This is a genomic window from Algoriphagus aurantiacus (assembly GCF_035156405.1).
Taxonomy (GTDB): domain Bacteria; phylum Bacteroidota; class Bacteroidia; order Cytophagales; family Cyclobacteriaceae; genus Algoriphagus; species Algoriphagus aurantiacus.
This window is the reverse complement of record NZ_JAXRUT010000020.1, coordinates 22,875-38,284: the sequence shown is the minus strand read 5'-3', so window position 1 is coordinate 38,284 and position 15,410 is coordinate 22,875. Positions and strand designations below refer to the sequence as shown.

The window sequence follows — 15,410 nt, the reverse complement described above, 5'->3', positions numbered from 1 at the left end:
TTTTGTGGATCAAAAATGGAGGTTCAGATTTTGTAACTCCCTCCGCCACGGCGGAGTATAGGGGGATTTCCTCAAGAAAAAGCTAAACGCAATAGACTTGGCTCAAAGGCATACTCATTTAACCACGAGATGGCTTTTGACGAATTCTCAAATTTAAAAACGCTATGGCACAACTTGTGAATCGATGCCATAACAATCCATTCCAAACTTATAAAATCCCGGAAATGAACAATATCTTCAAAGGACTAATCGCTGGCTATGGAGCCTATAAATTAGGTGGAGGATGCCTAGGTACAATCTTGGTATTTGTAATAATCTTTATGCTGTTAGGACAATGCAGCTAGGAAGTATTTGACGAAGTCAATCCTATACCGCTCGCCCCATCTGAGGATCTGAAATACTATCCTTTCCAGTCTCCAATCTACCAGCGTAAGTGATTTCTAATCTTGGATCTTCTTTAGCATAAAGACTAAATTGGTACCAGCCTTTGTGTTGCTTCGTATCAATTTTCAAACTGGTATCAGCGCCAGCTCCAAGCTTGATCTCCTTAGTGAGTTTCAGATAGACATCATCCTTTGCTATCAAGGTCAGATTTGACGGGGAAGTGTTTTTGACCCTGAGTTCAAGTTGCTGGCTGACTTTTTTGTTTCTTAAAAGAGGGGTTGCACCAACTTCTAACGTGGATCCAGCAGATGAACCCTTAAATTCCCTGTAGAAGCCATTTGGGCCATATACTCTCAAGTGATAAAGCCCGTTTTCGAATTCTTCTATAGGCCATTCGTAAGAAATACTATCACCGGACTTCACTGCAAAAGCCCAAGTCTTTACCGGTTCAAATGAGTTGGTCTTTTGATTAAGATAGTTTCCCGGAGCATAGACATTGAATCCCGAGCCTAAAGCATCCTTTCCAAAAATCTCTTGAGACGCAGTGAAAGTGATTATAAATTTCTTTCCGTCAGGACTGATCATGCCATTAGCATGTAAGTCATATTTCAATGCATTGGAAGCTTTCGTGCCAGGTTCTTGAGTAGCGAAAACAGATGAATTTGCTTGATTTGAGGCTTCTTTTCTAGCTTCTTCTTCTGTTAGCTTAATGAAATTAGTTGGGATGTTCTTGAATTTGGCATTGTATATCTGCTTTACATACTCCTCCTGGTCTACCGGTTCTGCGTGGTTTATTTTCTCGCCATTGTATGGTCGGAAAGCTGAAGTCAAATCTCCACTTACGGTCCGTCGCCAAGAACTGATATTGGATTCTTCGATGTTCTTTCCAGTCTTTTTAGAAAGGAACTTCTCCAAAAACTGAATAGTGGAAGTGATGTCACAAACTTCAGAATTGACCCACCCACCACGTGACCATGGTGAAGCAATTATTAGTGGAACTCTGTATCCTAAGCCAACTGGGCTTGTTCTTGCTTCATCAGGTTTGAACCCGGCTTTTAATTCTTCCTCGGCGGTGACAAATTCTCCTGCACTGGATAGTCCAGCCGACATTCTTCCATTTGGCTCATGAGGATGTGGTGGAACGAAAGGAGGGATATGATCGAAATAGCCATCATTCTCATCGTAATTGATAATAAAGATGGTCTTCTTCCATACTTCAGGATCTTCCGTCAAAATATTCATTACTTCCGATGCGTACCACGCACCATACCAAGGCGCACTGGGATGATCAGAGAATTTTTGAGGAGCTACTAACCAAGTGACTGTGGGTAGATTCCCTTCTTTGACATCCTTTCTGATTTGGAACAGAATATCTCCCTTAGGGATCAAGGTCTCCCGATCTTCACCATTTTCTTGGTAGGAAAGTTTTTCAGTTTGATGATAGTCAGGATCACCGGTATTAGTTTGAAATGCTTTTTTGTGAAGGCTTTTAGCATGATCAGAGAGCTTTTCAAATTCCTCGGCATTCCATTTTTTAAGGTACACTTCCAGATAGGCCAGCCCATCTTCTTTTTCCTTCAATTCTTTTTGCAACTCATCGACATTCGCTGGATTACCTTCCAATTTTGCTTTCAATTCTGCTATTTCAACGGGTAGTTCTTTTTCTCTTTTTTGGAGAAAAAGGTAATGTGCAGGATTGAAGCGCACTCCATACTGGGAAAACCACTCCAGATTATTGTCTGTGAAATTGGCTAAAAGTGATTCTGCTTCACCTTCTAGTTCGGAAGTGATACTGAGCTCATTTTGGTAAACTTTCCAAGAGATGTCATTTTCCTCCAATCGCTCTGGAAAAGTCTTCCAATTCCCCTCTTTATTATAGGATAATTCTCCATTTCGGACTTTTGCCTTTTCTCCATCAGCTCCATGAGTTTTTCCAGTCCAGAAGTAACTTCTGTTGGTAGTGGTGCCAGTAAGTGCTGCGCAAAAGTGCTGATCACATACCGTGAATGCATCAGCAAGTGCATAGTAGAATGGCAGATCCTCACGGCTATAAAAGCCCATGGTCAGCGGCAGATCGTAGTATTCTTTGCCAGGTCTTTTTGCCTCAATCCAATTGTTGTATTTCCCATCGTTTCTTGCGTCGACTTGATTCTCCCAAGAGTGAGGAGTTCCGCTCATCCAGGTGGCTTTGGTGTCCTTGATGTCAAAGCGGAAAGGAGCAAAGCGATTTCCGTCTTTGTCTGGCTGGAGCCATACAGGATTTTGATCAGGAAGAGAGATTGCTCTTGGGTCATTGAACCCGCGTACGCCTTTCATAGTGCCAAAGCAGTGATCAAAAGATCGGTTCTCTTGCATCAGCATCACTACATGCTCAGCATCATAAAAAGTAGTCCCAGGCGCTGCTGGAATCGCCATAGCACGCTGCACTGCCATTGGCATAGAGCTCCAGATGCTTGCACCACCTGTTACTAAGGCAGCTTTCTTTAAAAACTCTCTTCTTGAATCGTTCATTACTCACTTGGTTTATGGTTTAAGTATACCGACTTTTTCCATTTGGACCTGGTTTTCCAGCATTTCCTTTTTGTTATGATTTTGGAAGCAAATGCTAATTAAAACTCTTCCAGTTACTTAAGGTTCGTGAGAAATTATTATGTAAATTAATTGTTTATAAAAGGTATCAAGATGGAAGAAATTTCAGAGTCCAAAAAAGATAAAACTGAAAGAGCCCAACAGACTTTTTTCCGGGTGACTTTTATGAATAATTGTAATCTGCTCCAAATCGCGGATAACAAAGCTAACATTGTCATAAGCATCAACGCGCTAGTAATATCTTCTGTGGTGGCGATTATTGGATATGGTACAATAGCGCATCAGATAGATTATCAGCGGACTGTTTTTCTGATCCCGATTTTAATTTTACTGACCACTTGCCTTATATCTACTGTACTAGCGGTTCAAGCGGCTAGGCCTAAGGTATTGGGAAAGCGAAACAGCCTGAATGAGGAAGTAAAATCTAGTATGATGTTTTTTGGTGTCAGTTCTAATTTTTCACTGACTGAATACCTTTCAGAAATAGACCGTGTTTTGATTTCAAAGAAAGAAGTTCAGGAGCAGATGGCGATTTCATTGTACTATCAAGGGAAAGTTTTAAACAGAAAATATAAACTCCTTGGCCATGCTTACACTGTATTCATTATTGGACTAGCAATCGGGGTAGTCACTTTTTTTATTTATTTGATAGCTTTATGATCGCTACGCATACCTATTTTTTTGGGAAAATATTGATAGAATTTAGCTACCTAAGTTTTGTCATTAAAATAATCCCTGATGACCAGTTCATTTTAGTAATATTAAAATCTTTCCTGTTCTCCAATCTCTTGACTAATTCCTCAGCTTTTTCCGAATGTCCTTGTGGCCAGTTTGGCTGCTCATCCATATCGTCTATGACATAGATTCCACCAATCTTTAGTAATGCCAGTGTTTCATCTAAATCGCTGTATTTGCCAGGCCAAGCATCTGCAAATATCAAGTCGAATTTATCACCAGAATAATTTTTGATCCACTCAGTACCATCCTGGCAAAGAATATTGACTCTTGAATCAAGCATAAAAAATTGGCTAACTATCCCCGTTAGTTTTGGGTCATTGTCTATGGAAATAATGCTTCCACAATCATCTATGCCATCTGCCATCCAAGAGAGGGATAAACCTATTCCAGTCCCAAGTTCGAGGAAATGTCCGCATGGTTTACTCGCTACCAATGATTTCAATAATGTGCCTATATAGAGATCTGAAGGCATATCAAAGCCTATTTCTTGACATTTAGCCTCAATTTTAGCATGAACGCTAGGTTTGTTTTTGATGTCTGCTTCATTCATCACATAAAAATTTGAGAAGTTAATAATGTTGGTTTTCAAAAAGTTACGTAAAAGTCCGCTTTCGCGGACTTAATTTCAATAAGTATATTTTACATACACCCGCTTCTGAAGACTCTGCTCATCTGGATTTAACAATGGAGGTGCAGCAGCATCAGCACTTGTGCGCATCATTTCCATTTTGGCGACTGCATAGGCAATAGGTTGGGACTCCAAGGAAACTCGATGAACGCGGATTGATTTGATTCCCAAAGCTTGAGCGATAAGTTGTGCTCTGCTTTCAGCATTTTTCAAGGCAGCTGTTAGCAATTCATCTTCTAAAGACCTCTGCGTAGCTTCAGAAATCTGGAAATTTAAATTGAAACTCATATCTCCAGCTCCTTGAATTGATTCAACAATTTTCTGCAAATCTTCATTCTTGCTATTAGTCACCACTCTCAACGATTGTCTGGCAACATACCCTGAATCACGCTGGGTTCCACTTCTGTAAATGCGATTGACATCTACAGAGTAATTGTCAGCAATTAATTTATAATCCTTGATTTTAGCTTTCTTCAAAGCATCAGCTAGCAATTGTGTCTTTTTGTTCAGCACTTGCACAGCATCTGTGACTTTCATTGCTTTTTCCTCCAAATTAATCTGGAAAGCCGCTTCATCTGGAGCGATTTTTTTCTCACTAAATCCTTCCACTTCAATCAAAGGGACAGTCATGTTGTCCTGAGCTAAAAGTGGGGCAGCCATTAAAAAGGCGAACATTATAGTTAAGTAATTTCTCATATGTGTTTGGTTAGTTCTACTTGTGGGTATTCAAAATGAAAGCCAATTATTTAAAAAAGTTGATTTTGTTAAGGGAAATTAAGGAAATGAGAGATCAAAGAACCTAAGTGGAAAAATCAATTTTTCTATTTGAAATATGCAATAGTTATTTCCACTTCAGCACTTCCATGTCATTCAATTCCGGCCCTCCACCTCGATTCGCACTTCCGGCAGCTACATAGAGTTTACCTTTGTGATAAATCACTCCAGTTCCATGACGACCTTGGTTCAAATCAGGTAATCTAGACCATGTGCCAGTTCGGGTGTCAAGTACTTCCACTTCCGAATGTGAAGCTTCCTGCACTGTGCTTTCGCCGTTCATTACAAGTAAATAGGGACCTTTTCCGATAGAAGAAGTTCCACCTCTCGGCGTCGGCAAGTCAGCTTCAACCGTGCTCCAAGAATTGGTTTTGAAATCAAAAAAGTCAACTTCAGAGATCACTAGATCTAGTACTTTTCCTATTTCAGCATGGGAAGTTCTGCCGCCGGCAGCATAAATTTTATCATCTACGAGTACCGCACCAAAGTGGTCCCTCGGTCTTGGAGCATCAGGAAGCACAGTCCATTCACCTGTTTTAGTGTCATATTCATCTAGCCAGGGAACAAAGTCTGCGTAATGCCCATCGACAATACCACACACCATATAGATCTTATCTCCCCGCGTTAAAACTCCTGCAGAACCTCTGCGTCTATCTTCAGGGATTTCCGCGCCTTCCCGCCAAGTATTGGTTTTAGGGTTGAAAATTAAGAAGTTCTTCAAAGGAGTCTCATGTGGATACCCCCCCGTCAATGCTCCGATTACATAGATTTCATTCTTAAAAGAAATGGCTTGGAAATGATGGAATTCCATTGGAGCCATGGCCAAAGTCTTCCACATATTAGTTTTAGGGTCATATTCTTCAATCGGTTTGATTCCTCTTCCTCCCAGAAGATAAAATTTACCATCGCATTCGACGAATGAGTTTTCATGTCTTGGCAGCGGGTAATTGGCGGTTTCTACCGTGGTCCATTGATCAGAAGATTGAGATAATCCAACTGTGGTTATTAGCAAGAGTGCTAGACTGAAAAAGTACTTCATGAGTATGGGTTTAGGTTTTAGTAGGATGAAAATACGGATTTTTGGATATAGTCTTATTGTCGAAGTTCATGATACAAATGTTTTAAACTCAGGCTTTCTTTAGAATTATCCGTACGAGTTGAGCTACCTTTCTGTATAATCCTGTGTTTTTTTGTGCGAATGGATGATCGCGAGAATAATGATTTGTTTTTTTGAGTTTTCAATCAGATAATGAACATGGTAGGGGAACTGATTGAGCATTATTGTTCTGACTTCATTATACTTGAACTGAAATCCTAGAGGTGATTGGGCAATACGGGTTTTGGCTTCCCGGATACGGAATAAAAACTGCTTAGCCAGCTCTGGATTAATTTCTTTGTAATAGGCGACAGCACTACTGATGTCAATTTTTACTTTTGGTCTATTGACAAAGGTGAAATTCATACACCCCGTTCGATATCATCAAGTGTTTTGTCAAAATCACAGACATTGTCTGGATTATTATAATAGTCGGACAGACGTTCGTTAATTATTTTTTTTTGCCATGCAGTTAGCTCTGTAGGGTTTTCAGCTTCTTGTAGTTCGGAATATTTCGCTTTCAGAGATTGCCACTCCTTGATTGGGATTATGACTCCAGTAGTATTTCCTTCGGTATCATGGATATATTGTAATGTCATTTCTTTGGGCTTTATAAAAACTCTAGCGATGATAAGATACTGAATTAACGAAACAAAGATAGAAAACGGTTCATCTTATTGATAGTTAGGGCATAATCGGATATAAACAAAAATAAAAAAAACGCCATTTGCTTTCGTGGCATATGGCGCTTTCAGAAACCCGAAATCGGTTTACCTTTCCAAATCCAGAATATTCCGGATCGAATTGATTTCTGTCATTTCATCAGATAATCCCTGACCATCGCTTGCTGCGATTTTATCACGAAAAGATGTCAGATTCGAAATGTAACCGTCTAACGCAGACAAGATATTTTCCTTGTTTTCTACAAAAATAGGAGCCCACATCGCCGGACTTGATTTCGCCAGACGAACTGTAGAAGCAAATCCTGAACCTGCCATATCGAAGATGCTTTTCTCATCTTCCATTTTCTGTAAGACAGTTTTGCCCAACATAAATGAAGAAATATGTGAAAGGTGAGATACAAATGCCAAATGACGGTCATGCTCGTCAGGATCCATAAATCTCAGTTTCAGATTAAGCGCATCGAAAAGCTCGTAAGCCTTCTCTTTCAATTGTAAATCAGTTTTTTCCAGTTCGCAGATGATTATCACTTTGCGGTCCAATAGTCCTGTAAGCGCTGCTTTTGGGCCTGAATATTCGGTTCCTGCGATTGGGTGAGCTGCTAGGTATTGTTTCCTTTTAGGATGATCTGCCACTAGATCGCAAAGTTTGGCTTTTGTAGACCCTACATCAAAAACCAAGGTGTGCTCCCCGATTTGATCTAGAGTTTTCAAAAGTAGATCTCCCAAGCTATCAGCTGGAGTAGCTAAAATGACAATATCCGTGTCAGCATCCGGTGCATCTTTGGCTTCCTGAATGATTCCCAGATTTAATGCATCCTGTAGGTTTGTGTCGTCGGCATCAGTTCCGGTAATAATAATTCCGGGGAATTTATCCTTGGCTGCCAAAGCAAATGAGCCCCCAAGAAGCCCTAAACCGACAATGTGTAATTTTTTCATATGATTATGTTATTTAATGCGATTGATAGCTTCCAGGATCTTGAATTCCGGCATGCAAAGCGAAAAGCGTACATAGCCTTCGCCTTCCGAACCGAAGATTTTTCCAGGAGTGATAAATATATTCCTTTCGTATAGCAACTCGTCCACCACTTGATCGGCAGTTTTATCATCAGGTGCTTTGCACCAGACAAATAAACCCGCGGCGTTGGTGTCGTAAGTCAAGTTGAGTTTATCCGCCAGCTTCCATACCAGCTTTCTGCGACTTTGGTACGTGCTTTCAATATCCGAAAACCAACTTTCCCCTAGGTTCAGTGCCGCTATTGCGCCTTTCTGAATTCCCAAAAACATCCCAGAATCCATGTTGCTTTTCACTTTCAGTACTTTCGCAATCCAGTCTTCCCGACCGGCAAGCATTCCTACTCGCCAACCAGGCATATTAAATGCTTTACTTAGAGAGTTCAGCTCCATTGCAACCTCCTTCGCTCCAGGGATTGACAAAATACTGATTGGCTCCTTCGTCAGAATATGACTGTACGGATTGTCATGGAGCAATACAATTTCATGCTTTTTGGCAAAAGCCACTAATTCTTGCAAAATAGCTCTGCTTCCCGTCGCGCCTGTGGGCATATGCGGATAGTTGATCCACATCAATTTCACTTTGCTTAGATCCTGTTTCTCTAACTCTTCCAGGTTCGGCCGTCCGGCTTTAGTCAGATCAATATTGTAATAAACTGGTTTTGCACCCAGCAAATTGGTGACAGAAGTGTAGGTTGGATAACCCGGATTGGGAACCAGTACCTCCTCATCGGCATTCAAGAAAGTCATGCTGAGATGCATGATTCCTTCTTTAGAACCCATCATCGGGAGGATTTCCTTGTTTGGATCTAGGCTGACTCCGTATTCTCTGGCGTAGAAATTCGCTATGGAAATTCTCAATTCAGGAATTCCCTGATAGCTCTGATACCCATGCGAATGAGGATTATCTGCAGTATTTTTCAGTGCATCAATTACTTTTTTGTCGGGAGCCATGTCCGGACTGCCTATTCCCAGGTTGATGACTGGTTTTCCGTCGGCAATCATCTGATTTACCTCACGGAGTTTTGCAGAAAAATAATATTCTTCTACACTGCTTACTCGATCTGCAAAGCCTTTCATATGCTTATAATTTGTCTTTTAAAGGCTATATGGAATCTCGCATACATTATAATCGTCTCAGTGTGTGATTCTTGAGTCATGCTCGATTTTATGTGTTTTCTTCTTAATTTTTTAATTTTCATCACTAGTTCTACCAGAGACAAAAGCATTTTAGGATTGGATGAACTCATGCATTTCTGCTACTTCGATCTCCCGATAGCCATCGGGATGTCTTCGGTCTTCCGGCCACTAAACAAAGAAAATTAGTTTTATTGGATGGAGGCAGATAAATATGTCATTTTCGACTCAAGTATTCTCCAAAAATTTTCACTTCACCAAAACTAGTTCGAATTTCTTCAATTGTCTGTGAGAGTATGGCATGATCTTCAAAAACCAAATCGATGAAAAACGCATATTCCCAAGGTTTTTCGATCACTGGAATTGACTGGATTTTGCTCAAATCAATCCCTTTTTCAGATATCAAAGTCAGAAGTTTTGCTAATCCTCCTTTGTGGTTTTGTATGGTGACCTTAATGGATGCTTTATTAGCAGAATTAGCCGGTTTTAAAGATTCTTTTTGAAGAATTATAAAGCGGGTAAAATTACTTTTCACCGTCTGAATATCCGGCGCGAGGATCTCCATTCCATAAATACCGGCTGCAATACTTGAAGCTATTGCTGCTACGCCTTTTAGGTTTTCTTTAGCTATATCACGGGCTACTGATGCAGTGTCTGTGTCTTCTTTGAGTTGGATATGGGGATGCTGCGCAAAAAAAGCCTTGCACTGCAAAAGGGCCATAGGATGAGAGCGGACTTCGGTAATATCATCAATAGTCTGTCCTGGAAGAGCCATGAATTGATGCCCGATAGGCAGATAGTATTCATCGCGGATACTCAAGCCATAGCGATCTATCAAGTCATAATTGGGTAAAATCGCTCCCGCAATGGAGTTCTCTATTGCCATCACGGCAAAATCAGCTTCGCCATTTGCCACAGACCTTGCTACAGGCTCAAAGGTGGTGAAATCCAAAATTTGTATGTCTTCACCGAAATTACGCATCGCTACTTGGTGGTGGAAAGAACCGGGAACGCCTTGAATGGCTATTTTAAGCTTGCTCATAGATTAGGATTGACTTACGATAGAAATCCCCGCAAGCTGGCAATGTTTCCAAAAGCTCGGATAAGATTTATTTACGACGGAAGGATCTTCTATACTTACCCGTGTTTTGGTGATTAAAGGCATAAAAGCCATCGCCATCCTGTGATCTTCATAGGTATGGATTTTCACTTCTGAAGGCATGGTCACCGATGGGATTACCTGATAGACTTCAGGTTCTATTTCTTTTAAGTCCGCATTGAATTTTGCTAGCTCTTGCTGCAATGCATAAATTCTATCAGTCTCCTTGATTTTCAGACTTTCAAGACCTGTAAAAGTAGCATTCTGTCCTAAAATGGCGCAAGTCACCGCGATAGTCTGTGCCAAATCAGGACAGTGGGTGAAGTCCCAGGTTTTCAATCCAGTAACTTCCTTTTTCTGCAATAAGACGCCTCCATCTTGAAAGGTGCTTTTCACACCTAACTGCCCCATGATCTCCACTACTGCAGAATCCCCTTGAAGGCTGTTTTCTTTCAGACCGGAAAGAAATAGCTCTCCTGAATCAGCGCAAGCCAAGAGACTGAACCAATATCCTGCTCCCGACCAGTCGCTTTCTACCGCAAAAGTTGTAGGCTGGTAGGCTTGATGGGGAACGGAGATTTTATTCTCAGTCCAAGTGTAGTTGATTCCAAACTGAGACATGGAATCCAGGGTCATCTCTATATATGAGCGAGAACCAACCTTGCCTTCTAATTCTACTTCCAGTCCCTTCGGTAGCAAAGGAGCAATCATCAACATCGCTGAAATATATTGGCTGGAAACGTCTCCTCTGATTTTTACTTTATCACTTGTCTGCTCAGGAAGGCCATGAATTGCCATCGGTGGATAGCCTTCCACGCCTAAATAATGAATTTCTGCACCCACTGTTCTTAGGGCATCTACCAAGATCCCAATCGGACGCTCGCACATCCTCGGTGTTCCTGTCATCACCTTTTTCTGATTGGTGATAGCGGCATAGGCTGTCAAAAATCGCATCGTAGTTCCTGCATCCAGCACGTCATAAACCGGCGGATTTTTCTTCAACAAACTGATCATTGTCTGTGTGTCACGTGCTTCAGCAAGGTTACTTAGCTTATTCTTCCCATCTGTCAGTGCATCAATAATAAGTACTCGATTGGATTCACTTTTGGAAGAAGGAAGAGGAATATGGGTAGCCGAAAAATCTGATTTTTGAGCCAGATGTATGGTTTCCATGGTTTCAGTATTCAAAATATATGAAATTAGGTCTGAGGTAAATTTTGGTAATAATGGATTGCTTCACGGATTTCCTCCCGGGTGACAGGAATATTATACCTGCAATCGCCGATGGAATTGAGCAAAGAAAACATCAATTCTTTGCCTTCATTCTTTTTGTCTTGGAGGCAAAAATCCAGGACTGCAGGAATGTCAGTTTCCAAGATTTCTATTTTGCCGTACACTTTCAAAAAGGCAGATTGAATTTGCTCCACTTCTGACTTCGAAAGGTCTAATTTTTTGTGTGAAAGCCAAGCTTCGCAAATCATGCCGACAGCAATGGCTTCTCCATGTAATAAATGCCGAGATCCATCCAAAAAGTAAGTTTCAAATGCATGGCCTATCGTATGTCCAAAATTTAAGATTTTTCGTAAACCGGCTTCTTTTGGGTCTTCTTTGACAACATCTCTTTTGATCTCCACAGAATGATGGATCAGTGGATTCCAATAAGAACTTTGCCAGTGGTCAAAATCCAGACTCTCGAAATACTTCTTGTCACGAATCAATCCATGCTTTATGATCTCGGCATAGCCAGATCTAAGTTGAAGTTCTGGTAGTGTATTTAGGAATTCGGATGCTACAATAACTGTCTCAGGTTCATTGAATACCCCGAGGTGATTTTTCAGTCCTTCGAAATCCACTCCCAATTTCCCCCCCACACTTGCATCCACTTGACTTAGGAGGGTAGTAGGCATATTGATAAAGCGAATTCCTCTTTTGTAAATGCTCGCACAAAATCCTCCCATGTCTCCAAGCACCCCGCCTCCAATATTTAAGAAAAGAGCTTTTCTGTCGAGTTGGGCTTCGGTCATCGCTGCCCAGATTTGCATGCAAGTAGCGATGGTCTTGTTCTTTTCCCCAGAATCTATCGTCAGAAAAGTACTTGTTGATGGGAAAACTTCTTCAACTAATGGGAGACAATGCTTCTTAGTGTTTTCATCTGTCAGAATAAAAAGACTGGAAAATTTGAGTTCGCTGAGCACAGCGGTCAAATCAACAGATGCATTTTCAGAAAAGATAATTGAGTTCACAAAAACGGGAGTTTACTGAGTCTAAATTAGGAGAAAAAGTCCGAGGAGAAACCTTCCCCTCAGACTTAAATTAGCTCAGTGATTATGAATTTACTTTTTTACCGGCGCAGCTTCTCTAAGCTGCTTTTCTTGACGCTTTACTGACTCTTCATGGATACAATAAAGCAACTCCCTCATAAATTTCTCGCTAAGGTTTTTCTGAACTCCCTTTGCAGTACGTCCCTCCATCACTTCTTTCCAGCGATCAGACTGAAATACGGATAGGTGATGCTCTCTTTTGTGCGCACCGATCTGGTCGATCACAGCAAATCTTTCCTGAAGAATATCCAGCAACTGATCATCCAAGTGATCTACAGCTCTTCTAAGATCATAGAGACGCTCGCTAGGCTGCTCGGATTCTAGTGGTTTTTTGAAGTCAATAGCATCCAAAATCTCTTTCAAACGAGCAGGAGTTACTTGCTGCTTTGCATCAGACCAAGCTTTGTCCGGATCGTGGTGAGTCTCGATCATTAACCCGTCTAGACCAAAATTCATAGCCTTCTGGGAGATTTCCAAGATACCGTCTCTTTTCCCTACAATATGAGAAGGGTCATTGATCACTTCCATGCCAGTCCATACACGCTTCAAATGCATTGGCATTGACCAGTTTGGCTTGTTTCTGTATCGCTTGTCATACGAATCGGAGAACCCTCTGTGAATGGCTGCCAATTTCGTCAGGCCCACTGCGTGGAATCTTTCCAAAGCTCCTATCCAAAGATCTAGATCAGGATTCATTGGGTTTTTTACCATCACCGGAATATCGGTTCCTTTCAATGCGTCAGCAATTTCCTGAACAGCGAAAGGGTTTACAGTAGTTCTTGCGCCGACCCAAACCACATCTACCTTGTTTCTAAGGGCTATTTCTGCGTGAGCAGCATTTCCCACTTCCACAGTGATGGGGATGTTCAGATGATGACGAACGATCTCCATCCACTTTAGTCCTTCTTCACCGATACCTTCGAAGCTTCCTGGTCTGGTTCTTGGCTTCCAGATCCCTGCACGGAACATGGATGGGATTACATTGTTTTCCTTCATCTCGATACAAATCTGCTCGATTTGCTCTGGAGTCTCTGCGGAGCAGGGACCTGCGATGATGGTTGGGCCTGTTAGTCCTAGGCCCCAGTCTTTGATTTGCTTGTGTTCTTTCATAATACTGAGCTTTAAATGAAAAAAGCCCGACTCTTTCGAATCGGGCTTTATGTGGTATATGTTCTTTTTAGATTAAGCTAGGCAATACACAACTCCGATTCGATTTTGTCTTCGAAAGTAAAAGTAAAAGAAGCTAAAATATGTAGCGGCTGTGTTTAACATGTGTCAAATGTAAAGTGGTGATTTTTAAAATCAAAATTAATTTTTTACCACCTATGTTATTTAATCCTCAACGATACAGGCAATTCATTGAAAATTTTTAAATTTCAACAATATGGAAGCTGTTTTCGGAATAATATTCTGATTTGCTGATGAAAATATCCGGAAATGATTATAAAATATTTTTTGGTATAATTTAAAAATGTTTCAGGAGGATTTGGAGAAAGGATATTGTTATAGATTTTGATTCCACAATAAGAAATTAGGTCTATCGTATTTCAGGTGTATATACTTTATTCGCTCATATTGATTATTCCTGCCTTCTGATAACATTCCTCATTCTCTTATTTTAAGTCTCTTTTAACCGTCTTTACATCACCTGAATTATCATAACAAAAGGAAAGCGAAAGCAGTTTTTTTAATATCTTTGCAGCTTTATTTCAGGAATATGCCCACCAAATCCACTATTTCTTTTGAGAATTTAAAGGTTGCCTTTGCCTCAAAAAGTAATTCAGAACTCAGGAAAATGTACATGGTTTTTGCCATGTTGAACAATAAATTTGTTTCTGATATCGGGATTGCTCTGACTAATATTGGGTTTAAGCTCAATCTACCTATAAAAGGAATTATGAAGCAGACAATGTTCGGGCATTTTTGTGGAGGAGAGACAATAGCTGAAAGCACATCGGCTGCACAGAAATTGGCGAAATATGGTGTGGAAAGTACACTTGATTACTCGGTAGAGGGAGAAGGGGATGAAGCCAGTTATGATCAGACTTGCGCTGAGATATTGAAAACTATTGAGAAAGCGGAGAATCAAAGCTCTTTGCCATTCGCAGTTTTCAAAGTAACTGGGTTAGGGGATTATCAGATCATGACGAAGGTGCAGGCTGGTGAGACGCTTTCAAAGGAAGAAAGATTGGCTTTTGACAGAATGAAAAACCGGGTGGATCAATTGTGCAATGCGGCTTTCCAAAATGGAATAAAAATATTGGTTGATGCTGAGGAATCCTGGTTTCAGGATGTGATTGATGAGTTGGCATACGAAGCCATGGAGAAATACAACCGAGAAAGCTGCATAGTATATAATACCTATCAGATGTATCGTCACGATATGCTGGCTCGCTTAAAAGCCGCTGAAGTAGTTTCCAAATCTAAGGGTTATCTCTTAGGAGCTAAATTGGTACGTGGAGCATATATGGAAAAAGAAGCTGAGCGAGCAGCCGAAATGGGCTATGAAAGTCCGATTCAACCTAGCAAATCAGCGACTGATAAAGACTACAATCTCGGTGTGGAGTTTTGCATAGCGAATGACGTTTACTTAGTGAGCGGTTCGCACAATGAAGCTAGTAATCATCTTGTGGTAGAACTAATCGAGAAGCATGGAATAGACAAGGAGTCAGATCGCGTATTCTTTGCGCAGCTCTATGGAATGAGTGATAATATCTCCTTCAATCTTGCTGATGCCGGTTATAGAGTATTGAAATATGTGCCCTATGGACCTGTGGAAAAAGTAATGCCATATCTGATTCGCAGGGCTTCTGAGAATTCCAGTATTGCAGGACAAAGCAGTAGGGAATTTTCAATGATAAAAAGAGAACTTGAGAGAAGGAAGAAGAGTAGGCGGTGATCAGTCTCAGTGGGCAGTGTCAGAGAATGTGAAAGGTGAGTGGCAAATTGT

General features: G+C 40.9%; 14 protein-coding genes. 2 read left to right on the top strand and 12 right to left on the bottom strand.

The annotated features are described in order from the left end of the window. Positions 1-366: 366 nt before the first annotated feature. The gene (locus SYJ56_RS18150; protein WP_323836578.1) at positions 367-2,895 is read right to left on the bottom strand and encodes a phosphocholine-specific phospholipase C; all 2,529 of its coding nucleotides are present in this window, start codon (positions 2,893-2,895) and stop codon (positions 367-369) included. Between the two features lie 171 nt (positions 2,896-3,066). Here SYJ56_RS18150 and SYJ56_RS18145 point away from each other — a divergent pair, with 171 nt between their 5' ends. Continuing rightward, positions 3,067-3,633 carry a Pycsar system effector family protein gene (locus SYJ56_RS18145; RefSeq protein WP_323836576.1) on the top strand — a complete coding sequence of 189 codons (567 nt, stop codon included), beginning with the start codon at positions 3,067-3,069 and terminating at the stop codon, positions 3,631-3,633. 46 nt (positions 3,634-3,679) lie between these two features. Here the strand turns inward: SYJ56_RS18145 and SYJ56_RS18140 are convergent, their stop codons facing one another. From SYJ56_RS18140 to SYJ56_RS18090, 11 genes are all read right to left on the bottom strand, one after another. Beyond that, positions 3,680-4,261 (bottom strand): O-methyltransferase, encoded by a 582-nt coding sequence (locus tag SYJ56_RS18140; protein ID WP_323836574.1) that lies wholly within the window; start codon positions 4,259-4,261, stop codon positions 3,680-3,682. A 75-nt stretch (positions 4,262-4,336) separates the two neighbouring features. Further along, positions 4,337-5,035: an SIMPL domain-containing protein gene (locus SYJ56_RS18135; RefSeq protein WP_323836571.1), complete on the bottom strand. Its 699-nt coding sequence runs from the start codon at positions 5,033-5,035 to the stop codon at positions 4,337-4,339. 145 nt (positions 5,036-5,180) lie between these two features. After that, positions 5,181-6,152 (bottom strand): Kelch repeat-containing protein, encoded by a 972-nt coding sequence (locus tag SYJ56_RS18130; RefSeq protein WP_323836569.1) that lies wholly within the window; start codon positions 6,150-6,152, stop codon positions 5,181-5,183. A 123-nt stretch (positions 6,153-6,275) separates the two neighbouring features. Further along, positions 6,276-6,575, bottom strand: a complete 300-nt coding sequence (locus SYJ56_RS18125; RefSeq protein WP_323836567.1) for a type II toxin-antitoxin system RelE/ParE family toxin — start codon at positions 6,573-6,575, stop codon at positions 6,276-6,278. Next, a complete protein-coding gene (locus SYJ56_RS18120; protein WP_323836565.1) occupies positions 6,572-6,808 on the bottom strand; it encodes a hypothetical protein in 237 nt (78 codons plus the stop codon). Before SYJ56_RS18120 ends, SYJ56_RS18125 begins: the two co-directional genes overlap by 4 nt. 171 nt (positions 6,809-6,979) lie before the next feature. Continuing rightward, the gene (locus tag SYJ56_RS18115; RefSeq protein ID WP_323836563.1) at positions 6,980-7,828 is read right to left on the bottom strand and encodes a prephenate dehydrogenase; all 849 of its coding nucleotides are present in this window, start codon (positions 7,826-7,828) and stop codon (positions 6,980-6,982) included. A 9-nt stretch (positions 7,829-7,837) separates the two neighbouring features. Then, positions 7,838-8,983 carry a pyridoxal phosphate-dependent aminotransferase gene (locus tag SYJ56_RS18110; protein ID WP_323836561.1) on the bottom strand — a complete coding sequence of 382 codons (1,146 nt, stop codon included), beginning with the start codon at positions 8,981-8,983 and terminating at the stop codon, positions 7,838-7,840. A gap of 274 nt (positions 8,984-9,257) precedes the next feature. Then, positions 9,258-10,082 carry a prephenate dehydratase gene (locus SYJ56_RS18105; RefSeq protein ID WP_323836559.1) on the bottom strand — a complete coding sequence of 275 codons (825 nt, stop codon included), beginning with the start codon at positions 10,080-10,082 and terminating at the stop codon, positions 9,258-9,260. Positions 10,083-10,085: 3 nt separating this feature from the next. Beyond that, positions 10,086-11,312, bottom strand: coding sequence for a 3-phosphoshikimate 1-carboxyvinyltransferase (locus tag SYJ56_RS18100; protein ID WP_323836557.1), 1,227 nt, complete (start codon positions 11,310-11,312; stop codon positions 10,086-10,088). A gap of 26 nt (positions 11,313-11,338) precedes the next feature. Continuing rightward, a complete protein-coding gene (aroB, locus tag SYJ56_RS18095; protein WP_323836555.1) occupies positions 11,339-12,382 on the bottom strand; it encodes a 3-dehydroquinate synthase in 1,044 nt (347 codons plus the stop codon). A gap of 90 nt (positions 12,383-12,472) precedes the next feature. Next, positions 12,473-13,570, bottom strand: a complete 1,098-nt coding sequence (locus tag SYJ56_RS18090; protein WP_323836553.1) for a chorismate mutase — start codon at positions 13,568-13,570, stop codon at positions 12,473-12,475. A 607-nt stretch (positions 13,571-14,177) separates the two neighbouring features. On the opposite strand from SYJ56_RS18090, the gene SYJ56_RS18085 reads away from it, so the two are divergent. Next, complete coding sequence (locus SYJ56_RS18085; RefSeq protein WP_323836551.1) at positions 14,178-15,359, top strand: proline dehydrogenase family protein; 1,182 nt, start codon at positions 14,178-14,180, stop codon at positions 15,357-15,359. The last annotated feature ends 51 nt before the right edge of the window (positions 15,360-15,410 follow it).

Bases quoted from the DNA above. Each gene is read 5' to 3' on its own strand.
- SYJ56_RS18150 (WP_323836578.1), bottom strand. From the start codon at position 2,895: ATGAACGATTCAAGAAGAGAGTTTTTAAAGAAAGCTGCCTTAGTAACA.
- SYJ56_RS18145 (WP_323836576.1), top strand. From the start codon at position 3,067: ATGGAAGAAATTTCAGAGTCCAAAAAAGATAAAACTGAAAGAGCCCAA.
- SYJ56_RS18140 (WP_323836574.1), bottom strand. From the start codon at position 4,261: ATGAATGAAGCAGACATCAAAAACAAACCTAGCGTTCATGCTAAAATT.
- SYJ56_RS18135 (WP_323836571.1), bottom strand. From the start codon at position 5,035: ATGAGAAATTACTTAACTATAATGTTCGCCTTTTTAATGGCTGCCCCA.
- SYJ56_RS18130 (WP_323836569.1), bottom strand. From the start codon at position 6,152: ATGAAGTACTTTTTCAGTCTAGCACTCTTGCTAATAACCACAGTTGGA.
- SYJ56_RS18125 (WP_323836567.1), bottom strand. From the start codon at position 6,575: ATGAATTTCACCTTTGTCAATAGACCAAAAGTAAAAATTGACATCAGT.
- SYJ56_RS18120 (WP_323836565.1), bottom strand. From the start codon at position 6,808: ATGACATTACAATATATCCATGATACCGAAGGAAATACTACTGGAGTC.
- SYJ56_RS18115 (WP_323836563.1), bottom strand. From the start codon at position 7,828: ATGAAAAAATTACACATTGTCGGTTTAGGGCTTCTTGGGGGCTCATTT.
- SYJ56_RS18110 (WP_323836561.1), bottom strand. From the start codon at position 8,983: ATGAAAGGCTTTGCAGATCGAGTAAGCAGTGTAGAAGAATATTATTTT.
- SYJ56_RS18105 (WP_323836559.1), bottom strand. From the start codon at position 10,082: ATGAGCAAGCTTAAAATAGCCATTCAAGGCGTTCCCGGTTCTTTCCAC.
- SYJ56_RS18100 (WP_323836557.1), bottom strand. From the start codon at position 11,312: ATGGAAACCATACATCTGGCTCAAAAATCAGATTTTTCGGCTACCCAT.
- SYJ56_RS18090 (WP_323836553.1), bottom strand. From the start codon at position 13,570: ATGAAAGAACACAAGCAAATCAAAGACTGGGGCCTAGGACTAACAGGC.
- SYJ56_RS18085 (WP_323836551.1), top strand. From the start codon at position 14,178: ATGCCCACCAAATCCACTATTTCTTTTGAGAATTTAAAGGTTGCCTTT.